The organism is Acetobacter okinawensis, from assembly GCF_002153655.1.
In the GTDB taxonomy this organism is placed as follows: domain Bacteria; phylum Pseudomonadota; class Alphaproteobacteria; order Acetobacterales; family Acetobacteraceae; genus Acetobacter; species Acetobacter okinawensis_A.
On record NZ_JOPJ01000010.1, the window covers coordinates 56,158 to 76,939 of the forward strand.

At 58.5% G+C, this 20,782-nt stretch carries 19 protein-coding genes; 13 read left to right on the forward strand and 6 right to left on the reverse strand.

The annotated features are described in order from the left end of the window. Nucleotides 1-191: 191 nt before the first annotated feature. Nucleotides 192-1,580: an NAD-dependent succinate-semialdehyde dehydrogenase gene (locus HK26_RS06930; protein ID WP_086639108.1), complete on the reverse strand. Its 1,389-nt coding sequence runs from the start codon at nt 1,578-1,580 to the stop codon at nt 192-194. Nucleotides 1,581-1,768: 188 nt separating this feature from the next. On the opposite strand from HK26_RS06930, the gene HK26_RS06935 reads away from it, so the two are divergent. Continuing rightward, nucleotides 1,769-2,773, forward strand: a complete 1,005-nt coding sequence (locus tag HK26_RS06935; RefSeq protein WP_257640901.1) for an AraC family transcriptional regulator — start codon at nt 1,769-1,771, stop codon at nt 2,771-2,773. Nucleotides 2,774-2,792: 19 nt separating this feature from the next. Here the strand turns inward: HK26_RS06935 and cysG are convergent, their stop codons facing one another. Continuing rightward, nucleotides 2,793-4,199, reverse strand: a complete 1,407-nt coding sequence (cysG, locus tag HK26_RS06940) for a siroheme synthase CysG (protein ID WP_086639109.1) — start codon at nt 4,197-4,199, stop codon at nt 2,793-2,795. A gap of 227 nt (nt 4,200-4,426) precedes the next feature. On the opposite strand from cysG, the gene cobG reads away from it, so the two are divergent. From cobG to cobJ, 4 genes are read left to right on the forward strand one after another with little or no spacing between them, the layout of a single operon-like run. Then, nucleotides 4,427-5,764 carry a precorrin-3B synthase gene (gene cobG / locus HK26_RS06950; protein WP_257640902.1) on the forward strand — a complete coding sequence of 446 codons (1,338 nt, stop codon included), beginning with the start codon at nt 4,427-4,429 and terminating at the stop codon, nt 5,762-5,764. Beyond that, nucleotides 5,751-6,380 carry a precorrin-8X methylmutase gene (locus HK26_RS06955; protein WP_086639112.1) on the forward strand — a complete coding sequence of 210 codons (630 nt, stop codon included), beginning with the start codon at nt 5,751-5,753 and terminating at the stop codon, nt 6,378-6,380. The genes cobG and HK26_RS06955 overlap by 14 nt, the downstream gene beginning before the upstream one ends. Then, complete coding sequence (locus HK26_RS06960) at nt 6,377-7,102, forward strand: precorrin-2 C(20)-methyltransferase (protein ID WP_086639135.1); 726 nt, start codon at nt 6,377-6,379, stop codon at nt 7,100-7,102. Before HK26_RS06955 ends, HK26_RS06960 begins: the two co-directional genes overlap by 4 nt. Next, nucleotides 7,099-7,866, forward strand: coding sequence for a precorrin-3B C(17)-methyltransferase (cobJ, locus tag HK26_RS06965; protein ID WP_086639113.1), 768 nt, complete (start codon nt 7,099-7,101; stop codon nt 7,864-7,866). The genes HK26_RS06960 and cobJ overlap by 4 nt, the downstream gene beginning before the upstream one ends. Here cobJ and HK26_RS06970 read toward each other — a convergent pair. After that, nucleotides 7,833-8,666, reverse strand: coding sequence for a cobalt-precorrin-6A reductase (locus HK26_RS06970; RefSeq protein WP_086639114.1), 834 nt, complete (start codon nt 8,664-8,666; stop codon nt 7,833-7,835). The two genes, cobJ and HK26_RS06970, sit on opposite strands and share 34 nt — an antisense overlap. A 95-nt stretch (nt 8,667-8,761) precedes the next feature. On the opposite strand from HK26_RS06970, the gene cbiE reads away from it, so the two are divergent. Genes cbiE through cobM form a run of 3 tightly spaced genes read left to right on the forward strand, consistent with a single transcriptional unit; the run spans nt 8,762 to nt 11,126 of the window. Beyond that, entirely contained in the window at nt 8,762-10,003 is a 1,242-nt protein-coding gene (gene cbiE / locus HK26_RS06975; RefSeq protein WP_086639115.1) for a precorrin-6y C5,15-methyltransferase (decarboxylating) subunit CbiE, read from the forward strand. Then, a complete protein-coding gene (locus tag HK26_RS06980) occupies nt 10,000-10,377 on the forward strand; it encodes a cobalamin biosynthesis protein (protein ID WP_086639116.1) in 378 nt (125 codons plus the stop codon). The genes cbiE and HK26_RS06980 overlap by 4 nt, the downstream gene beginning before the upstream one ends. After that, nucleotides 10,374-11,126 carry a precorrin-4 C(11)-methyltransferase gene (gene cobM, locus HK26_RS06985; protein ID WP_086639117.1) on the forward strand — a complete coding sequence of 251 codons (753 nt, stop codon included), beginning with the start codon at nt 10,374-10,376 and terminating at the stop codon, nt 11,124-11,126. The genes HK26_RS06980 and cobM overlap by 4 nt, the downstream gene beginning before the upstream one ends. Here the strand turns inward: cobM and HK26_RS06990 are convergent. Then, nucleotides 11,123-12,214, reverse strand: a complete 1,092-nt coding sequence (locus tag HK26_RS06990; protein WP_086639118.1) for a cobalt-precorrin-5B (C(1))-methyltransferase — start codon at nt 12,212-12,214, stop codon at nt 11,123-11,125. The two genes, cobM and HK26_RS06990, sit on opposite strands and share 4 nt — an antisense overlap. An 82-nt stretch (nt 12,215-12,296) precedes the next feature. Further along, a complete protein-coding gene (gene qhpR / locus HK26_RS06995) occupies nt 12,297-13,370 on the reverse strand; it encodes an AraC-like transcriptional regulator QhpR (RefSeq protein ID WP_086639119.1) in 1,074 nt (357 codons plus the stop codon). A gap of 178 nt (nt 13,371-13,548) precedes the next feature. Here qhpR and HK26_RS07000 point away from each other — a divergent pair, with 178 nt between their 5' ends. The 4 genes from HK26_RS07000 (at nt 13,549) to HK26_RS07015 (ending at nt 18,612) form a co-directional block, all read left to right on the forward strand. Further along, nucleotides 13,549-14,937: an ethanolamine ammonia-lyase subunit EutB gene (locus HK26_RS07000; RefSeq protein ID WP_086639120.1), complete on the forward strand. Its 1,389-nt coding sequence runs from the start codon at nt 13,549-13,551 to the stop codon at nt 14,935-14,937. Beyond that, the gene (gene eutC, locus HK26_RS07005; RefSeq protein ID WP_086639121.1) at nt 14,934-15,731 is read left to right on the forward strand and encodes an ethanolamine ammonia-lyase subunit EutC; all 798 of its coding nucleotides are present in this window, start codon (nt 14,934-14,936) and stop codon (nt 15,729-15,731) included. Before HK26_RS07000 ends, eutC begins: the two co-directional genes overlap by 4 nt. Further along, nucleotides 15,728-17,068, forward strand: coding sequence for an ethanolamine permease (gene eat, locus HK26_RS07010; RefSeq protein ID WP_086639122.1), 1,341 nt, complete (start codon nt 15,728-15,730; stop codon nt 17,066-17,068). Before eutC ends, eat begins: the two co-directional genes overlap by 4 nt. A 194-nt stretch (nt 17,069-17,262) precedes the next feature. Beyond that, the gene (locus HK26_RS07015) at nt 17,263-18,612 is read left to right on the forward strand and encodes an outer membrane beta-barrel protein (RefSeq protein ID WP_086639136.1); all 1,350 of its coding nucleotides are present in this window, start codon (nt 17,263-17,265) and stop codon (nt 18,610-18,612) included. 108 nt (nt 18,613-18,720) lie between these two features. Here the strand turns inward: HK26_RS07015 and HK26_RS07020 are convergent, their stop codons facing one another. After that, nucleotides 18,721-19,170: a hypothetical protein gene (locus HK26_RS07020; RefSeq protein ID WP_086639123.1), complete on the reverse strand. Its 450-nt coding sequence runs from the start codon at nt 19,168-19,170 to the stop codon at nt 18,721-18,723. A gap of 223 nt (nt 19,171-19,393) precedes the next feature. Between HK26_RS07020 and HK26_RS07025 the strand changes: the two genes are divergently transcribed. Further along, a complete protein-coding gene (locus HK26_RS07025) occupies nt 19,394-20,650 on the forward strand; it encodes a dicarboxylate/amino acid:cation symporter (RefSeq protein ID WP_086639124.1) in 1,257 nt (418 codons plus the stop codon). Nucleotides 20,651-20,782 lie beyond the last annotated feature (132 nt).

Genomic DNA, 20,782 nt, shown 5'->3' on the forward strand with positions numbered 1-20,782 from the left:
CAGGCCGCGTGTGGGCTGTCAAGCCAAGGGCCTGAGCCTGATCCCATGGTAAAGCCATAACGACATAAAAAACCTGCCCAGCCCGAGTGCCGCCCGGATAGAATCTTTTGCTTTGATTCTGTCCGGGCAGGTTCAGGCTGCGCAGGGTCTCTCTACACAGAGTGTAGGTAAATCGCGGCTCTAAAAGAGTTTTAGAACGGCGCGTCGATGTCCACCACGTCAATCAGCTTGTGGTTGACGAATTCCTTGATGCCAAGCCCGATGAGTTCGCGGCCAAAACCGGAACGGGCGACACCACCAAACGGCAGATCGGCTTTTACCATTGTCGGATGGTTGATGTAGACCATGCCGGTGTAAATGCGGCGTGCCACTTCTACCCCACGTTTGGTGTCCTGTGTAAACACGGAACCACCCAGACCATAAGGCGAATCATTGGCAATGCGGATTGCATCTTCAGTGTCTTTTGCACGGTAAAGCTGGGTCACCGGACCAAAGAACTCCCACAGGCGCGCTTCATTGTTTTCCAGATTTGTCAGCAGGACAGGCTGGAAAAAAGCGCCTTTTTCGGGCACAGGCGCACCAATAACCTCGGCTTTTGCACCCAGTTTGCAGGCTTCTTCCACCTGTGCGCGCAGGTCGTCTGCTGCTTTCTGGGAGGAGAGGGGGGCAAGTGTTGTGGCCGGGTCCATCGGGTCGCCCGCTTTGAGTTCGGCCACACCTTTTTTGTACAGCTCTACAAAGCGGTCATAAATGGCATCAGCCACAATCAGGCGCTTGGAAGAGACGCAAACCTGTCCGGCATTCCAGTGGCGGCCAAACACGGCCCATTTGACGGCTTTTTCCAGATCGGCGTCATCAAGCACGATAAACGCGTCAGAACCACCGAGTTCCATGGTTGCTTTTTTGAGCGCCTTACCTGCGACCGAGGCCACAATGGCACCAGCACCTTCGGAGCCGGTCAGGGCAACGCCGCATACGCGCGGGTCGTTCAGCACGGTTTCGGTGTGGTGGCGGGCCAGATACAGGTTGCGGAATGCACCGTCTGGCAGGCCAGCCTTGCGCATCAGATCGTCAAAGGCTGCGGCACACTGCGGCACGTTGGATGCGTGCTTGAGAATGACCGTGTTCCCTGCCGAAAGCTGGGGCGCAATGATGCGTGCGATCTGGTAGTAGGGGAAGTTCCACGGCTCAATGGCGAACACGATACCCTGCGGTTCGTGCACCAGTATGGCCTGACCTTCTTCGGGGTTCTTGACCGGCAGGGGTTCGGCGGCCAGCAGGCGCTCGGCGTGTTCGGCGTAGTATTCAAAAATTTCGGCCGAAAGTGTGACTTCTGCGCGGGCTTCAGCAAAAACTTTGCCCATTTCCAGCGTCAGCAGGGCTGCGTAGTCATCCATGTTGTCACGCAGGATTTTTGCTGCGGCAGTCATGACCTTGGCGCGCTCGGCAAAGGAGACATCGCGCCAGGACTGGAATGCGCCGTAGGCCTTGTCCAGAGCGTTCTGTACGTCCTGATCCGTTGCGTCTGCAAAGGTTTTAACGACTTCGCCCGTATAGGGGTTGGTTGTAGCGTAGGCCATGAGCGTGCTCTTCCTTGGCTGTTTGGTCAGTCATGCCAAGATGGGCCGTAAGGGGAGGGGGGCGGTAGAGCAATTCTGCTCACTTCTTGCCTTATCCTCTCTTGTGGGGGGTGTTTATACCGCTTTGGGCAAGATGCTTGCCGTGCTGATTGCCTTATTCTGCCATATCTGGAATGGTGGCATGCCGTATGGTTCGGTTTTTTCCGCAGTTGGCGGGCAGAGAGGGTGATGTGGCGGAACAGGAGGAATGCATGGCCGGGACTCTGGCCGAGCTGCAAAATCTGGTGCTCAGGCATTGCACCCAGCCTACGGTTACAACCGCCATAAAAGAACTGACCCTCTACCGTGCGGAGGTCGTGAGCGAGCCGATCCCGTTTGTGTTTGAACCGCGCGTGTATGTTATTGTGCAAGGCAGCAAACAGGTCATGCTACGTGACCGTGTGTTTGATTATGACGCCAGCCATTATCTGGTCACCGCAGTCGATTTGCCCGTGGCAGGCTGCATTACACAGGCCTCCCCCGAACGGCCGTATCTGGCGCTGTGTCTGGCGCTTGACCCGGCGCTGATCGCGGAGTTGCTGCTGGTTGTGAATGACACGCAGGTGGACCCCAATCAGGCCTGCATCATGGGCATGGGGCTTAGCCCGCTGAATTCGGACATTACGGGGCCGTTGCTCCGGCTGATGCGGTTGCTGGACCAGCCGGAGGATATTCCCATTATCAAACCCCTGATTGTGCGGGAGCTGCTCTATCGGCTCTTACAGGGGGATCAGGGGTGCGCGCTCCGGCAGATTGCTACGGCTGGCAGCAACCTCTCCCACATTAACCGGGCCATTCACTGGATTTCCCTGCATTATGCGGAACCGTTTGATGTGGCGCGCGCAGCCAGTGTTGCCGGTATGGGCCTGTCCACATTCCACAGGCATTTTCGTGCAGCGACCAATATGAGCCCCCTGCAATACCGTACGCAACTACGGCTGCAGGAGGCGCGTCGGCGCATGGTGAGCGAAAATGTGGATGCGGCAGAAGCTGCCTTTGCAGTGGGGTATGAAAGCCCATCCCAGTTCAGTCGGGAGTACCGGCGTATGTTCGGGCGGCCACCGGCACGCGATGCCCTGTGTGTACGTGCCGACCAGCTTGCCGAGCGGGGGGCTGCCAAAGCTGTTTATGCGCACGAGGCGCATTGCAGTTGAAAGCCCGACATCCTCCCCCTCAGAGTGGGGAAGATATGACCCGGTGCCGCACAACTTCCCCCACAATGACCAGTGCCGGACTGCTCACCTTGTTGTCCGCAACCTGCTGAGGCAGGGTGGAGAGTGTGCCGCAGAACACGCGCTGCTGTGGCAATGTGCCCCGTTCCACCACAGCAGCGGGCCAGTCTGCTGGCAAGCCATGTTCGACCAGTCTGGCGCAGAGTTGGTGGATGAGCGTTAGCCCCATGTAAATAACAATGGTCTGGCTGCGGAGGGCTATGGTCTCCCACGCCAGATTCAGGGTGCCATCAGCCCGGGCATGCCCCGTAATAAACAGGCAGGCCTGTGCACAGTCGCGGTGCGTGAGCGGTATGCCCGCATAGGCCGCGCAGCCATTGGCGGCAGAAATGCCGGGAATAATGCGAAAAGGGATACCCGCATCTACCAGCGCTTCTATTTCCTCCCCTCCGCGACCAAAAATAAAGGGATCGCCGCCTTTAAGCCGCAGTACGCGTTCCCCGTCTCTGGCGCGGCGGATCAGTTCGGCGTTAATGCCGTCCTGCGGCAGGGTGTGGTTGTTGGTCTGTTTGCCAACAAAGACACGCTCGGCATCACGGCGTACAAAATTGAGGATATCCGGCCCCACCAGATTGTCGTACAGAACGCTATCCGCATCCTGCATCAGTCTCAGGGCTGCCAGTGTCAGCAGGTCGGGGTCGCCCGGGCCTGCGCCAACCAGCCAGACTTCCCCCGTTCTGCGCTGGTCTTCGCGCACAATACGGTCAAGTTCGAGTTGGGCGGCCTGTGTATCGCCCGACATGGCCAAAGGGCCGCCCGTACCGTCCAGAAAATGCTCCCATATGCGCCGGCGCAAGGCGGAATCGGGCACCTGTGTGCGCAGGGCCGTGCGGCTGTGCTGCATAAATGCGGCTAGCCTGTGTAGGCCTGCGGGCATGATTTCTTCTATTTTTGCACGCAATCTGCGTGCCAGAACCGGGGCGGCCCCACCGGTGGAGACCGCAATCTGCACAGCGCCCCGTGTGCTCATGGCGGGGGTAATAAAGCTGGACACTTCCGGGTCATCTACCGCGCAGACAGGAATGTTCATGCTCTGGCACAGCGCGCTCAGTTCAGCATTGAGTGCGCGGTTGCTGGTGGCCAGATAAACCATGCGGCAGCCGGGCAACAGAGATGTCAGCGTTTTGACCGAGGCATCCTCGCGGATCGCGCGTGCCTTGCCGTCTGTTACAAGACGTTCAAGCTCGGGGGAGAGTGTGGGGGCGAGGATGTCCACCAATGCACCCGTCGGTACAAGAAGCTGCACCTTGTTGGCCGCGACATTGCCGCCGCCAGCCACAAGAACACGCGCCCCTTCCAGCCGGAGCATGATGGGAAACCAACTGGTTCGCTCGAATGAAGCCTTCATGGTTCATGCTGCAAGCAGGATTTTGTCTTGGATGCAAGAGGAAGCTGAGCGAAACCGCATAAAAGTGGATGTCTGCTGTGCCATTGCCTGCTTTGACAAGTCTGCTCGCACCGGCCTAACACGGTCGCAGGTCAGCCCCGGCCCGGTGTGCTATGGGGTGGAGCAGGGCAGCTTGCCCGTATTTTTCTGGCACATGCTCCTGTTCCATCATGTTGTTGGCATGCGGTGTGTCTGTCGCTTTTGTCGTTTTTTGTGGAGCACCACAAAGTCCGGGCAGGCGTTCGGGGGCAGCCCACGGGCCAGAGGTGGCCAAGCAGACGGGAGTAACCGGGATGTATGGCAGTTTTGCACAGCCGGAAGTCAAAGGGTGGTGCCCTGGTCTTTTTGCGCCCATGGAGGCAGCGGATGGCTGGCTGGTGCGCGTAAGGCCCAGACTGGGGCGGCTGGAGGCCGCTCAGGCTTTTTTGTTGGCTGATGTCGCGCAACAGCAGGGTAATGGCCGCATCGGGCTGACCAACAGAGCCAGTCTGCAACTGCGCGGGTTTGGGGCCGCTGCTGCCCGCCGGTTCCCCGATATTGCGGTTGCGGCAGGTCTTGGCCTGTCCGATGCGGGTATGGAGCGGCGGCAGGCCATGCTCGTATCACCTCTGGCGGGGGATGACCCCGCGTGTGCGCCAGACACACATGCCTGTGCAGAGGCCCTGCGTAATGCTCTGATTGGCGCTGCGGCCCTGTCGGCCCTACCGGGCAAATTTGGTTTTGCTGTGGATGGTGGTGGGCTTTATGCATCAGGCCTGTTGCAGGCGGATATCACAGTACGCGCGAGGGAAGGCGGGCAGTGGTCCGTTATCTGTGGTGCCTCGTGCACGCAACCCGCTCCTTATGCTGTGGCGGTCAGGCAGGCAGTCGGGCTGGCAGAGGCGTTTGTAACCTCTCATCAAAGTGCGCGGCCACAACGCGACCCAGACGTTGGGGAGAGGTTATTCCACATTCTGGGGCTGCAAGGTCACGCGGCCCCCATGAGTGCAGGCCCTGAGCTGGGTGGTTATAGCCTTGTCGGGTCACTCGGGCATGGACTGGTTGCCCTGTCCGTTCCGCTGGGTTGCATGACCGCTGCCATGCTGCGTGACTGCGCACAGGTTGCTGCAACACAGGGTGATGGCATTCTACGCCTGACGCCTTGGCATAGCATTGTTCTGGGCGGCATGGCGGAGGTGCCTGCGGTGGCTGGCATGGTCACGGACCCGGCCTCCGCCCTGTTACGGACATGGGCCTGTAGTGGGGCTGGAGCCTGTGCGCAGGCCGGGGGGGAGACTGAGGGGCTGGCGCGCAATCTGGCTCCTTTGTTGCCGCATGGGGGCACCTTGCATGTTTCAGGCTGCCGCAAGGGATGCGCGCATCCTACTGCTGCCGATTTTACTGTTGTCGCCGGCGCTCAGGGGTACGGGCTTGTGCGTAATGGTACGGCCTCAGGGCGTGTGGAAAGCCTGTTCGCCAACGAACAGGCTGTTTATAAAGCATTTGAGTCATTCAAACACGAAGGAGCGGTGGATGCCGGCCTATGAGTATATTCGGGATGGGGCGGCCATCTATCAGCGGTCTTTTGCCACAATCCGGGCAGAGGCAGACCTGAGCGCCTTTACTCTGGAACAGGCTGCCGTGGTTGTGCGGATTATTCATGCCTGCGGCATGGTTGGTGTTGCCCAGTCCGTGGCCATGACGGACGATCTGGTGCCGCGCGCGCGGCAGGCCCTGCGCGGTGGATGCGCCATTCTGTGTGATGCGGAAATGGTGGCCCGTGGCGTAACCCGGACGCGCCTGCCAGCTGATAACGATGTGATCTGTACTCTGCGTGACCCGCGCACGCCGGAGCAGGCTCTGGCTATTGGGAACACACGCTCGGCGGCTGCGCTTGATTTTTGGGGGGACAGGCTTGGAGGGGCTGTTGTGGCCATAGGCAATGCGCCCACAGCTCTGTTCCATCTGCTGGAAATGCTGGATGCGGGGGCACCTCGCCCGGCAGCCGTAGTGGGGGTGCCGGTCGGTTTTGTGGGGGCCGCAGAATCCAAGGAGGCACTCACCAAAAGGCATGATGTGCCTTGGCTGGTTGTTCATGGTCGTTTGGGAGGCAGCGCCATGGCCGCCGCGGCCCTGAACGCCCTTGCGACCGAGGTCGAATAATGGCGGGAACACTCAGTATAGTTGGCGTGGGGCCGGGCGACCCGGAATTGCTGACCCTGCGGGGCGCACGCCTGATCGGGGCGGCGCCGGTGGTGGCATATTTCTGCCGTGAAAAACACCCCAGTCAGGCTCGGACCATAGCGCAGGCCCATATTGGCCCCGGTGCCGAGGAGTTGCCGCTTGTCTACCCGTTCACCACGGAGGTTTCGGTCAATAACCCGGCCTACCACCAGAACATGTCGGCTTTTTATGACCAGAGTGCCGAGCGCATAGCCGCCGAGCTGACGGTCGGGCGCGATGTTGTGCTGCTGTGTGAGGGCGACCCGTTCTTGTATGGCTCTGCCATGTATGTGTTTGACCGCCTGCACGCACGCTGTCACACGCAGGTGGTCCCCGGCATTATGGCCATGAATGGATGCTGGAGTCAGGCCCTGACCCCCATGACTCATGGAGATGACGTGCTGTGTGTGCTCCCGGCGACCTTGCCTGAGGCTGAACTGGCAGGTTGGCTGGACCGGGCTGATGCCGCTGTGATCATGAAGATCGGGCGTAACATGCCGCATGTGCGCAAGGCAGTGGCCCAAAGCGGGCGTATGGAGGATGCCATGTATGTTGAGCGTGGCACACAGGGGGCGCAGGCCATAACCCCGCTGGCTGAGCAGGAGGGAACAGCGCCCTATTTTTCCCTTGTGCTCCTGCCCGGAAGGAAGCGCGTACGATGAGTAGTGGCTCTGTTGTTATTGTGGGCCTTGGGCCGGGTAACCCCCAGCAGTTGACCCCACAGGCGCAGGAGGCACTGGCCCGTGCGACCGATCTTGTCGGGTATGCGCCATATGTCAGGCGGGTGGAGGCAGGCCCGGAAGTGGTGCGCCACATATCGGATAACCGGGAGGAAATAGCGCGCGCACGCCATGCGCTGGAACTGGCCCTGAACGGGCGGCATGTTGCTGTGGTTTCGGGCGGGGATGCCGGGGTGTTTGGCATGGCGAGCGCTGTGTTCGAGGCAGTAGAGAACGGCCCGCAGATATGGCGAACGCTGGATATTCAGGTTATTCCCGGCGTCAGCGCAGTGCTCGCAGCATCCGCGCGGCTTGGTGCGCCGCTCGGGGGTGATTTTTGTGTGATCTCCCTGTCCGATAACCTCAAACCCTGGCCGGTTGTGCTGGAGCGTTTGCGGCTGGCGGCACAGGCGGGTTTTGTAATCGCCTTATACAACCCGCGCTCGCATGCGCGGCCATGGCAGCTAGGAGCTGCCTTTGAGCATTTACGCCAGACCATGCGCGGGGACGAGCCTGTAGCCTTTGCCCGTGCCATAGGCCGGCCGGATGAGGCTGTCCGGCTCTCCACCATAGCGCAGGCCAATGCTGAGTGGGCGGACATGAGCACGCTTGTGCTGATTGGTTGCCCAGCAACCCGCGTGCTCACCCGCCCCACAGGCGAAGAGCCGTGGCTTTACACCGCACGCAAGGTGGAAGACGCACATTGACCTCGCAGCCACGCCACAGCCTGCGTCACATTCGGGGCGTGTGGCGTGTTCTGTGGGGTTGGGCGTGCGATCATAATAACGGGTATGCCCATAATGCGGGCCGCTTCCAGCTTGGCGTGGGTGGCAGTTCCCCCGGAGTTTTTGGTCACCAGCACGGTCACTTTTTGCTCCTGCATCAAGTCCAGCTCGCTATTCAGGTCAAATGGTCCACGGGCAAGGATTACCCGCGTATCGGGCGGCAGGTCGGCCGGATCGGGCTGCTCAATGGAGCGGAACAGGTAGTGGTGCTGTGGTGCTGCGAGAAAAGGCCGGGTCTCCTTGCGGCCAGTGGTCAGGAACACGGACTGAGGCTTACTGTTCCACTTGCTGGCATGGGCCAGAATCCGGGCGGCATCTGCTATGCTGGGGACCATCTGCCATTGGTCCTGTGGCGTTGCCATCCAGCCCGGGCGCTCCAGTCGCAACAGGGGAACACCGGCTCTGGCACAGGCTACGGCGGCGTGGAGGCTCATTTGAGCGGCAAAGGGGTGGGTAGCGTCCACAACAGCGGCAATGTTGTTTTGGTGGAGCCAGTGAAGCAGCCCTTCCACGCCACCAAAACCGCCTACGCGGGTTGCCATATCCGGCAGATGCGGCTGGCTGGTTGCACCGGCAAGGGACAGTACGGCATGGCACACAGGGTCTGTGCCTGTCAGCCGCCGGCACAGGGTGCTGGCTTCTGTTGTGCCGCCCAGCACCAGAACGCGGGGGCGCGCAGGTGGGGGAGTGGTTGTCGCACTATAGGCGGATACAGAGGGCATGGAAAAACCTTGGTGCCGGAGTGTGCCATCCAGCCTATACCCGCACACTCACAGCCGGGGCAAGCACGGGGGTTTTGTATTGAAAAGAGGATGTAATGCCTGAGCGGAACATGCATAACCCGGCTCCATGGTTGAGCGTGATCGGGGTGGGGGAGGATGGTCTGAGCGGCCTGAGTGGCACCGCCAGAGATCTGATTGCGCAGGCAGAGTATGTGTTTGGTGGCACGCGACATCTGGCGTTGGTAGCCACCCTGCCACAAGGCATATGCACGGCATGGCCAACACCGTTCAGCGAGGGCGTAAGGCAGGTGCTGGCCCTGCGTGGGCGGCAAGTGGTTGTGCTGGCATCGGGGGACCCGTTTTTTTACGGTGTTGGCGGTGTGCTGGCCCGTAGCCTTGGTGTGGGGGAGATGCTGTGTTTGCCGGGCGTATCATCCGTCGCACTGGCGTGTGCGCGGCTTGGCTGGGCGCGTGAGCAGTGCCACGTCGTGTCCGTGTGCGGCAGGCCTGTAGAGCGGGTTCGCCCATTTTTGCAGCCTCAGGCGCGGTTGCTCGTTTTGTCGGCTGATGCCACTTCCCCCCGCCTTCTGGCAGAATGGCTGGTGGGTTTGGGGCTTGGTGCGGTACGGTGCCATGTGCTGGAGGCACTCGGTGGTGCAAACGAGCGGTGCCGTAGTTTTGTGGCTGAGGACGGCCCCCCGCCCGATGTGGGGGCCTTGAACCTGCTTGCGCTGGAGGTCCCCGCCAATTTAAGCGCGCTGTGCCTGCCCCGATGTGCCGGTCTGCCCGATAGTTGTTTTGAGCACGATGGGCAGCTTACCCGCCAGGACATAAGGGCGGTAACCCTGTCGGCCCTTGCACCACGGACAGGGGAACTGCTGTGGGACATTGGCGGTGGTGCGGGGTCTGTTTCCATTGAGTGGATGCTTGCTGCACCTGAGTGTCGGGCGATAACGATTGAGAGCGTGGCAGAGCGTGCAGCCCGCATTATGCGCAATGCGCAGGCGCTGGGTGTGCCTGATCTACTGGTGGTGCAGGCGCGTGCGCCGCAGGGGCTGGATGGTCTGGACATGCCAGACGCCATTTTTGTTGGTGGCGGAGCCAGCAGGCCGGGTGTGCTGGAACAGGCATGGGCAGCACTTCGTCCGGGGGGGCGTATGGTGGTCAATGCCGTTGTGGTGGAAACCGAAAACCGTCTGCTACAGGCTGTGCGGGAGTGGGGGGGGCGGCTGACGCGCCTTTCCATAGCCCGGCTGGACGCGGTTGGGGGGTTCCATGCGTTTCGTCCAGCCATGACGGTGACGCAATGGGTGGCCAGCAAGCCAGATAAAGCATGATTGTTGTTGGCATGGGCTGGCGCAGCACCGCACTGGCTGGGTCTGCGCAGGAACTGCTTGCGCGCAGCTTGTGCATGGTAGGGGTGCAAGCACCTGATTATATTGCCGTCCCCGATTTTAAGCGCGGGGATGATATGCCTCACCTGCTTGCGCGGACATGGGGGGCGGAACTGCTGTGGATCGGGCGCGCGCAGCTCCAGCAGGTGCAGCCGGGCTGCCATACAGCGTCCGCTACTGTTATGCGGTATGTGGGGGTTGCATCTGTGGCGGAGGCATGTGCTCTTGCCGGTGCGGGGGAGGGCGCGCAGTTGTGCCTGCCGCGCCAGATATTATGTGGTGTAACCTGTGCGGTGGCACGAGGAGATAGGACGTGACGGTTCATTTTATTGGAGCAGGCCCCGGCGCTGCGGATCTGTTGACCATCCGGGGGCGTGACCTTCTGGCCTCCTGCCCGGTCTGCCTTTATGCAGGCTCGATTGTTCCGCCCGACATGCTCCAGTATTGCCCGGAAGATGCGCGACTTGTGGATACGGCGCCCATGTCTTTGGACGAGATCGAGGCCGAGTATGTGCGGGCACATAACGCCGGGCAGGATGTTGCGCGCCTGCATTCGGGTGATCTGTCCATTTACAGTGCTGTGGCCGAGCAGGTGCGCAGGCTTGAGCGCAATGCCATTCCATGGACCATGACCCCGGGCGTGCCCGCTTTTGCTGCTGCGGCCTCCGTTCTGGGGCGGGAGTTGACAGTCCCCGGCGTGGCGCAGAGCCTTGTGCTGACCCGTATGAATGGCCGTGCATCTGCCATGCCTGAGCGTGAAAAGCTGGAAACCTTTGCCGCCACAGGTACAACACTGGCCATTCATCTGGCCGTGCATGCCCTGAGCCGTATTGTGGCGGAACTGACCCCCTTTTATGGCGCACAATGCCCCGTAGCCATTGTTGCTCGCGCATCATGGCCGGACCAGATGGTACTGCGCGGCACGCTGGAAAGCATTGAAAAAGAACTGGAGCTTAATCCGATCGAGCGGACTGCGCTGGTGCTGGTCGGCCCTGCTCTTGCTGGCATGGTCGGGCGTGAGAGCGCTCTGTATGACCCCGATTATCGCCGCCGCTTCCGTAGCTAAAGGGCAAAAGGCCCGTCTGCTTTGCCCACAAGCCTGCCTGCGCGGTCAAAGACGAGCACATCCAGCTGTGTTGGGGCGGGACTGAGGGTGTGCTGCGCGACCTCCCATGCCTTGTGAGCAATCAGGCTCCCCAATGGGTATGTGTGGGACGCAGCGAGCAAAAAAGCCTCGGCAACCGTGGGGGAGGTTTTTATCTGTTCCGGCAGGCCGTGGGGCGCGCCATGCTGTGCTGCAAGGTCGGCCAGAGCGGGCATATCTGCCTGACTGCGGCTGGAGTGCAGGTCCAGACAGCCCTGACCCAGCTTGGTCATTTTGGCAATGCCCCCCGCAATACTCAGGCGGGGCACAGGGTGGTGGCGCAGGTATTTGAGCAGCCCGCCTGCAAAATCCCCCATTTCAATCAAGGCCATGTCAGGCAGGCCGTAGAGAGCCTGCCCCGCTTTTTCGGAGACATTGCCAGTAGCTGCCAGAATATGGGGTAATTTTTCCGCCCGCGCCACATCCACGCCACGGTGAATACTTTCTATCCACGCGGAGCAGGAGAACGGCATAACAATGCCCGTTGTGCCCAGAATGGACAGCCCCTCCACAATGCCCAAACGCCCATTGAGCGTGTGTTGTGCCAGTTCCTGACCGTTATCAATGCTGATTGTGACTTCCGCATCTGGTGGTATGGCGTTGTTGGCTTGCGTCAGGGCTGTGCGGATCATGGCGCGTGGGGTGGGGTTAATGGCGGGTTCCCCCGGCGGTAAGGGCAGTCCCGGACGTGTGATGGTGCCAACCCCCGGCCCCGCCCGGAAGACAATGCCAGAGCCAGCGGCAAGTGCGCGCACCGTGCAGCGGATCATGGCGCCGTGGGTGATGTCAGGGTCATCTCCGGCATCTTTTATGACCGCAGCGCATGGGGCGTCTGGTGTGCCGCTGAACTGGCAGAGACTGAACGCCACCTCCTTACCCGAGGGCAGGGTAATCCACACACTGGCCGGGGGTTCATGGCCTTGCAGTACCAGCCATGCAGCCTTGGCTGCTGCCGTTGCGCAACTGCCCGTGGTCCAGCCACGGCGGAGGGGGGAAGGGGGCTGCGTCATACCCTGTCCATGTCTCATATTATGTACAGGAGATGCAAATATGAAAAAAAGGACTCACGCATACGCGCGGGTCAGTAAAGCCCTATGATGGGCCAGAAGACGGGGGTTTGCAGGGGTGTTGTTCCCGCCATGCGCGGGGGGAGGCACCACTCCATTTGCGAAAAGCACGGCTGAACGCGCTTGTCTCGGTATAGCCCAGAGCTAGAGCAATTTCTCCCATATCCGTGCCGGGTTGGCTGAGGTAGCGGCATGCTTCGGCATAGCGCACCTCCTCCAGCAATGTGCCAAAGGAGAGGTCGAACTGTGCGAGTCTGCGCTGGAGGGTCCATGCGGGCATGTTCATGCGCTGGGCAATGTCGGAGAGTGTGCAGCAGCGTTCCGCCAGCCCGGCACGGATGATGGTGGTAATCTGTTCCTTGAGCGGTGGAGCAGAGGCCACCTGCCCATTCCCCTGATGGGTGCGGGAGAGGGAGATCAGTGACGCGCGCATGATGTCCAGCATGGCAGCGTTGGCTTTGGGCATCGGGCGCTCCAGCCCGGAGCGGCGGAAAAGCAGGGCATTGGTGCTCTGGTCAAAGCGGATGTCGGCCTGAAAAGCTTCTGTATGTTCATGCGCCTGCTCTGGGCGCTGGTGCTCGAACATCACGGTTTCAGGCACCCAGTGTGGCCCCATGGCGTGGCGCAGAATATTGCAGAACATTCCCATGGTCAGCTCCGCATCCTGCCTGCGCCGGGTAATACTGGGGTCCAGAATGGTGTATTCCAGCCGGAGCAGTCCGTTGCCCTGTTCAATAACCCGCGTGTGCGTGTTGCCCTGATGGTACCCAAAATGGCTGGCCAGATTGCGCACAGCCTCCTCCGCCGTGGCGGACAGCAGGGCAATATAGCCGACAAGCCCCAGCATTTCTGGCTGGAACTGCTGGCCAAACCACAGGCCCAGATTACCGTCATGCGTCTCGTGCGCGGCTTCTTCAAACAGGCGGCAGTAAGCGGTCAGGTCAAGCCGGTCGGTCGGCAGGGCAAACTGGCCGGTGGACAGGCCGGAACGCCCCGCTATCCGCTCAACATCGCCTCCGCGGGAGGTAATGAACTCTTCAACACCGGTTGCGGCGGCGGCCAGCACACCAGATGTCGGGCTGTGCATCGGGTCAGACATGGCAGAATACGTCTATGTAAGGGTGCATTTTGTTTTGAATGGTCAATAAATTGTTCCCTCCAGTCAAGCCCGAACACATGTGATGCTGTTATTGTAACGGTATCGAACCAAGTTGCGGGAGCGTTTTTTCAGCGCCCGCAACAGGAGTGTGCCGTGTAGGCGCGGGAGGCTTGGACCAATGGGATATCGTCACACACTGGGTGGGGAAAGCTACCATTTTCGGGATATTAAAACCCTCCTTGCCGTTGCCTCTCCCTTACGTTCGGGCGACCAGCTTGCAGGGCTGGCTGCCCAGTCTGATGCGCAAAGAATGGCTGCCCGTTATGCGCTGGCCGATGTGCCGCTACGCAGTTTTGTCGAGACCGACCTTGTTCCTTATGAGGAAGACGAAGTCACGCGCCTGATTGTGGACACACACGACCATACAGCTTTTGCACCTATAGCGCATATGACTGTTGGAGAGTTCCGTGACTGGCTACTCTCGCATCAGGCGGACACACCAAGCCTTGCCCGGATCGCCCCCGGTATTACGCCAGAAATGGCTGCCGCCGTAAGCAAGCTCATGCGTAATCAGGATTTGATGAGCGTTGCGCGCAAGGTCCGGGTTGTGACCAAATTCCGCAACACCATTGGTTTATCTGGCTGCCTGTCTTCTCGCCTGCAACCCAACCACCCGACGGATGACCTTAAAGGCATTGCGGCCTCCACGCTGGATGGCCTGCTTTATGGCATGGGGGATGCGGTTATCGGCATTAATCCGGCAACGGATAGCGTGGCCAATGGTCTGGCTTTGCTGGACATGCTCGACCACGCCCGGCAGCTTTACAATATTCCAACCCAGACCTGCGTGCTCACACACGTCACCAACACGCTTGAAATTATGAACCGTGGTGGCGCGGTTGACCTCGTCTTTCAGTCCGTTGCCGGTACGCAAAAGGCGAATGAGGGTTTTGGCGTCAACCTCGCCATACTGCGCGAGGCGCATCAGGCGGCTCTGGCCTTGGGGCGCGGCACAGTCGGGCAGAACGTCATGTATTTTGAGACAGGGCAGGGGGCCGCTCTGTCCGCAGGTGCGCACCACGGCATTGACCAGCAGACAGTGGAGGCGCGGGCCTACGCTGTTGCGCGGGCTTTTGACCCCCTGTTGGTCAACACTGTGGTCGGCTTTATTGGCCCGGAATATCTGTACGATGGCAAGCAGGTTATCCGCGCGGGGCTGGAGGACCATTTCTGCGCCAAGCTCATGGGTGTGCCCATGGGGTGTGACGCCTGCTACACCAACCATGCCGAAGTCGATCAGGATGACATGGACAACCTGATGACCCTGCTTGGTGTTGCGGGCATTACCTTCCTGATTGGTGTGCCGGGTGCGGATGATATCATGCTCAATTATCAGAGCCTGTCATTCCACGATATTCTAACCCTGCGTCACGCGCTGGGTGCAAAGCCTGCCCCTGAATTTGCGGCATGGCTAGAGCGTATGGGCCTATATGACCCGCATGCCAACCAGATGCGCCCGCTAGAACTGGGGCAGACGCCTTTGGCAAAGCTGGTGTCCGCAGCATGACAGAGCAAGGCAAACCCGTTGTTCCCTCCCGCGTCATGGCGGATGAGTGGCACCCGTTGCGCGCACTCACCCGTGCCCGTATTGGGCTGGGTCGCAGTGGCAACGCGCAACGCACGACCGATGTTCTGGCTTTTCAGGCAGCGCATGCACAGGCGCGTGACGCGGTGCATACCCCGCTGAATGTGCAGGATATGGAACGGCAACTGCATGGCGCGGAGTGCCTGCATGTGCACAGCCGCGCCACAGACCGGGCCACATATCTGCGCCGCCCGGATCTGGGGCGCAGGCTAGGCGAGCAGTCCTTGCACCAGCTGCGCAAGGGGGCGTGGGACGTTGTGTTTGTGGCAGCGGACGGCCTTTCCTCCATTGCTACGCAGACAAACGCCGTTCCGTTTTTTATGGCCATGCAACCCCTTCTGCCGGGCTGGCGCATTGCACCTTTGGTCATTGCAACACAAAGCCGCGTCGCTTTGGGGGATGAAATTGCTCAGGCCATGGGGGCCAGAATGGTCGTGATGATGATTGGCGAACGACCGGGCCTGAGTGTTGCAGACAGTCTGGGTATTTACCTGACATACGCGCCGTATGTCGGTTGCCCTGATTCCCTGAGGAACTGTCTGTCCAATATTCATGCGCACGGCATGACGATACCTGCCGGAGCCGCCAAGCTGGCGTGGCTGATGCATGAGGCAAACCGGCTTGGGCTTACAGGTGTCGGTCTTAAAGATGCTGCACCAGACAAGGTGTTAAGCAAATACACACCATCTTTACATGATAAGGACACAGACGCATGAGTGAGAGCAGCGGGACCAAGCTCAGCCAGTCTCTCGGTGCCTTCCATTTGTGGGGGATTGCCGTCGGGCTTGTCATTTCGGGCGAGTATTTTGGCTGGAGCTACGGGTGGGGAACCGCCGGAACGCTTGGCTTTTTGGTCGCCACTGTTTTTGTGGCGCTGATGTACACTGCGTTCATCTTCAGTTTTACGGAGCTGACATGCTCCATCCCGCATGCGGGTGGGCCATTTGCCTATAGCTTTCGGGCACTCGGGCGCTGGGGTGGGCTTATTGCCGGTCTGGCCACGCTGATCGAGTTTATTTTTGCGCCTCCCGCTATTGCGCTGGCCATTGGTGCCTATCTGAACGTGCAGTTTCCGGCTCTTTCGCCCAAGGTTGCGGCTTTGGGGGCTTATCTGGTGTTCATGACACTCAATATTGTGGGCGTGCATATTGCTGCAACATTTGAGCTGTTCATTACCATTGCTGCCATTGTTGAACTTCTGGTGTTTATGGGTGTGGTCGCGCCAGCCTTTTCGTGGGATCATTTTCTGGCCGATGGCTGGGGGGCAGCACCACATTTTGGCTGGCAGGCGCTGGGCGGTATTCTGGCGGCAATGCCTTTTGCCATCTGGTTTTTTCTTGCGGTGGAAGGCGTTGCCATGGCCGCGGAAGAAGCGCGTGAACCACGGCGTTCCATTCCCATTGCCTATATTGCCGGTATCCTTACCCTTGTCTCGCTTGCTTTTGGCGTCATGCTGTTTGCCGGTGGTGTTGGGGACTGGCATACCCTGTCCAACCTGAATGACCCGCTGCCGCAGGCTATGAAGCAAGTTGTGGGGGCGCATAGCGGTTGGCTGCACATGCTTGTCTGGCTTGGACTGTTTGGGCTGGTTGCATCTCTGCACGGTATTATCATGGGTTATGCACGCCAGATGTTTGCTCTGGCACGTGCAGGATTTTTACCGGGAGTGCTGGGACGCCTGCATCCACGGTTTAAAACGCCGTATGTGGCTACTCTGGCGGGTGGGGCCATTGGTATTGCCGCCATCTTCTCGGACGATCTGGTGAGCATTCAGGGGCAGTCCCTGACAGCAACACTCGTCACCATGTCCGTTTTTGGCGCTCTGACCATGTATATGCTGAGCATGATCAGCCTGTTCCGCCTGCGCCGGACAGAACCTGCGCTTGAACGGAGCTATAAAGCGCCGCTTTACCCCGTGCTGCCCGGCTTTGCTCTTGGTGCCGCCATGATTGCTCTTGCGGTTGTAATTTATTACAATATCGAAATATTTATCATCTATTCTTCAATAATGGTGGTGTGTTCGGTATTTTTTATGAGCCGGTTTAAAAAATAATAAGTTCCAATTCGGTTGTTATTTTTTCTTCCTCGGTAGGAATTGATGTAATGCGTAAAAACTTTGTCCATGACTTTAGTTTTATTCTGGCTGCATGCGTCTCTTCTGGCGCATTGCTTTCCTCTTTTGCGTATGCAGCAGAAGCCGGTGTTTCTTCTGCCCCGCTCAGCTCGGCTCAGATTGTGAGTGCTCCCATGAGCGCTCCACCGGAGGCGGAAAAAGCGGCAGGCACGCCATCTGATGGGGAGGAAGTCCCTGCGGCTGTGAATAATGAAGATGATGCGATGAAGCCCACAGTGGGCAATCTGTTTCACCCCAAAGCGGGGCAGGCGCCAACTTACTGGCAGGGACTGGAGGCCCATGTGTCGGTGGAAGCGGGTGTGACAGGCAACCCATGGACGCGCTCTGGCCGCAACTTTGCCCAGTATTATACAGACCGGGCCAACACAGCTACGTTGAACCAGATTATGGGCTCCATCTCCCACCCTGTTACGGCGGTAGGCAAGGGTTATGGGCTGGGGTTTGTGTTTGAGGCCATGTATGGCTCGGATGGTCGCTTTGACCCCACAATTGGTATGGGGTCAGGGTCATTGCACGGGTTGTACCAGTGGGTTCCGACACAGGCACATATTGATGCGCACCTACCATGGATTTTCAAACGCGGGATCGATGTGCAGATCGGGCAGATGTACGGGATTATGGGGGCGGAAGGTACGCCTGCACAGGCTCGTCCGTTCTATACCTTCAATTATGCCTCAGATTACATTGTGCCGTTTGAGACGGTTGGCATACTCGCCACCATGCACCTGACCCGCCACATGGACTGGATTTTGGGTATAGATGCAGGGAACTCCACAACATTTGGCGCATCGGGCAACAACAATAAACCCAAGGGGTACTTTGGGTTTGCATGGAACAAACTGCTCGACGGTAAGCTCGATGTGCATGCAATCGGCCATTTTGGCCCGCAAGGGAACAATGGTCCAAGTATTACGTCTGCCGAGGGCTGGGTCAGTTCAGGCCTGGGCAAGGCCGCCAATCACCTGATGCAGTATAATGGTGACATCATGGCGACCTATCATGTGAATGATAAAATGACGGTTTCCGTTAACGGGACCTATCTGCATGATGATGGTCTGCGGGAGGATGCTTATGGGGTCAGCACCTATTTTTCATATGCTTTCCATCCGTGGTTAACGCTGAATGCCCGTGGCGAAATTTTTCGTGACAATACGGGCGGGATTATTGCCGAATATTCGAGCTTCAATTCCTTTACGCAGGCGATCAGTAATAAGCCGTACCCCTATTACGTTGCACCCCCTACAACATATGGTGAGCTTACGGTGGGTGTGACGTACAAGCCTGAATTCATTAACAAAAAACTTGCTCTGGGCGGCTTTATTATTCGCCCTGAAGTGCGACTGGACAAATCCCTTAACGGAACTCATCCGTTCAATCAGGCAGGAACCGTTGATAATCCGGTCGTTAACAACGGAACAAACAACATGTTCTGGTTCAGCTGTGACGCGACATGGGCATTCTGACGTCTGATGTTTCAGCTGAGATATAATAAAAAAAGGCCTGCGGGAGTGTCCGCAGGCCTTTTTTATCATGAGGTTTGGAAGGCTGTTCTCGCAGAGCCGCTAGATTGTTCAGAATGCGTCGATCTTGAAATACAGACGTGAAATCTGGCCTGAAAGATGCACACCCTTGGCATGGCCAGAGAATGAGATGTCGACCCCTTTGGCATTTTCCATAACAATGCCTGCGGGGCCGCTTCCGGCTGCTATATCGCCGCCGACTGTCCAGTATGTCCCCTCAAAATCCACCAGTCGGGACAGGTTCGTCACGCAGGCGGTACCCGTAAGTTTTGCACCACCAAGAGCGAGCGCACCGCCACCCTTGACAGAAATAGGGTAACGCTGGCCACCATATGTTAGCGTGCCATGGCCCCACATATAGCCTATGGCGGCGCCAACCTCGTGCATGGAAACTTCAATCTGCCCATCAGACGCGGTATCGCACGCTGTTTTGGCCATGGCCTGACCGGCTAAAGCCGAGGCCATGATAAGGGATACAAGACCGGTGCGAAAAAAGGACATGAACAGAACTGCCAGACGTCTGGAAAGTGAAGAAAATGACATGTCATGGAAAGCGCAAAAGGGCAATGCCGAAACTTTGTGACAAACCCCGATTTTAACGGCAGCATGAGGTAGCAGATCAGGGGGCTTTGGCCACGATTTTTGACGATCGGATCAGTCTTTCCTATTAGGGGCGTCTTTAGTCACAAAAGTTTCAAACCAAAGTGGGAGAGGAATCACGCTGATGGCCAGTGCCACGCAGTTCGGAAATACCAGACGGCGGACATACGCCATCCTTGTTGCTCTCGTTTTGGGCGTTGTGTGCGGGCTGTCCGTGCATGTCTGGGCGCCAGCCTATATTGGTATGGCGGAACAGATTACCACCTTGCTGACAGGGCTGTTCCTCCGGCTGATTCGTATGGTCATAGCACCGCTTGTGTTTGCCACGCTGGTCAGTGGTATTGGCAAGCTGGGGGATGACACACTTGTGCTGCGTGTCGGCGGTAAAGTCATCCTCTGGTTTTTGGGCATGTCCTTTATCTCCCTGACCATTGGTCTGCTTGCAGCAAACATCTTGCAGCCGGGTGCCGGTTTTTCCGCTCCGCTGCCTGCGGATATTGCTTCGTTACGTCATTCTTTTCAGCCGGTTGATTTTGTCCTGCACATCGTGCCCACGAGTATTCTCGATGCCATGTCGCGGAATGACATTCTCCAGATTGTCGTCTTCTCGGTTCTGTTCGGGGTTTCTCTCCCAGCTGCAGGCAAGGCAGGTAAAACCATGCTCGCCTGGGCAGAGGAACTGGCAAGCATCATGCTGCGCATGACCGATATGGTCATGGTTTTGGCGCCCATAGCTGTTTTTGGGTCTATTATGGGGAGTCTGGCCCATAGCGGCCCTGAAATGATGATGCATTTCGGGCGCTTCCTCTTCCAGTTCTATGGCACAATCATGTGTTTGTGGACTGTGCTGACCTTCATTGCCTTTTGTGTCATTGGCCCCAGAATCAAAGAGCTGATCAAGGAACTGGTCCAGCCTGTTATTCTCGGGTTTGCTACGGCAAGTAGTGAATCAGTTTACCCACTCCTGCTGGAACGGCTGGAAAATTTTGGTGTGCCGTCCCGGATTGCGGGGTTTGTACTGCCTTTGGGGTATAGCTTTAACCTTGATGGCTCCATTCTGTTCCAGTCTTTTGGGGCCATGTTTATCGCTCAGGCGTATGGCATTCATCTACCATGGACGCAGCAGGCTCTTATGGTGCTGGTCATGATGCTGAGCAGTAAAGGCATAGCGGGTGTGCCGCGCGCCTCTTTGGTGACACTTGTTGCCGTACTTCCCCAGTTTGGCCTCCCCGAGGCGGGGATAGCGCTCATTCTGGGCATTGATCATTTTCTGGATATGTTGCGTACCGCTACCAATGTTCTGGGCAATGGTTACGCGGCGGCAGTATCTGCCAAATGGGAGGGAGTTCTGTCCGAAGGGCCAACAGAAGACATGCTGTAAGAAGGTTCCGCAACCTCTGAGCTTCACGTGAACAGGCCTTCGGGCCTGTTTTTATTTTGGGGTAGGAATGTTTAGATTAGATTATGGCGGTTTTCTGGGATTTTTTGATTAGGTTATGATTTTGTTTCATTT

Coding starts and splice junctions, on each gene's coding strand:
- HK26_RS06930 (WP_086639108.1), bottom strand. CDS start 1,580: ATGGCCTACGCTACAACCAACCCCTATACGGGCGAAGTCGTTAAAACC.
- HK26_RS06935 (WP_257640901.1), top strand. CDS start 1,769: ATGGTTCGGTTTTTTCCGCAGTTGGCGGGCAGAGAGGGTGATGTGGCG.
- cysG (WP_086639109.1), bottom strand. CDS start 4,199: ATGAAGGCTTCATTCGAGCGAACCAGTTGGTTTCCCATCATGCTCCGG.
- HK26_RS06955 (WP_086639112.1), top strand. CDS start 5,751: ATGCCGGCCTATGAGTATATTCGGGATGGGGCGGCCATCTATCAGCGG.
- cobJ (WP_086639113.1), top strand. CDS start 7,099: ATGAGTAGTGGCTCTGTTGTTATTGTGGGCCTTGGGCCGGGTAACCCC.
- HK26_RS06970 (WP_086639114.1), bottom strand. CDS start 8,666: ATGCCCTCTGTATCCGCCTATAGTGCGACAACCACTCCCCCACCTGCG.
- cbiE (WP_086639115.1), top strand. CDS start 8,762: ATGCCTGAGCGGAACATGCATAACCCGGCTCCATGGTTGAGCGTGATC.
- HK26_RS06980 (WP_086639116.1), top strand. CDS start 10,000: ATGATTGTTGTTGGCATGGGCTGGCGCAGCACCGCACTGGCTGGGTCT.
- HK26_RS06990 (WP_086639118.1), bottom strand. CDS start 12,214: ATGACGCAGCCCCCTTCCCCCCTCCGCCGTGGCTGGACCACGGGCAGT.
- qhpR (WP_086639119.1), bottom strand. CDS start 13,370: ATGTCTGACCCGATGCACAGCCCGACATCTGGTGTGCTGGCCGCCGCC.
- HK26_RS07000 (WP_086639120.1), top strand. CDS start 13,549: ATGGGATATCGTCACACACTGGGTGGGGAAAGCTACCATTTTCGGGAT.
- eutC (WP_086639121.1), top strand. CDS start 14,934: ATGACAGAGCAAGGCAAACCCGTTGTTCCCTCCCGCGTCATGGCGGAT.
- eat (WP_086639122.1), top strand. CDS start 15,728: ATGAGTGAGAGCAGCGGGACCAAGCTCAGCCAGTCTCTCGGTGCCTTC.
- HK26_RS07015 (WP_086639136.1), top strand. CDS start 17,263: ATGAGCGCTCCACCGGAGGCGGAAAAAGCGGCAGGCACGCCATCTGAT.
- HK26_RS07020 (WP_086639123.1), bottom strand. CDS start 19,170: ATGTCCTTTTTTCGCACCGGTCTTGTATCCCTTATCATGGCCTCGGCT.
- HK26_RS07025 (WP_086639124.1), top strand. CDS start 19,394: ATGGCCAGTGCCACGCAGTTCGGAAATACCAGACGGCGGACATACGCC.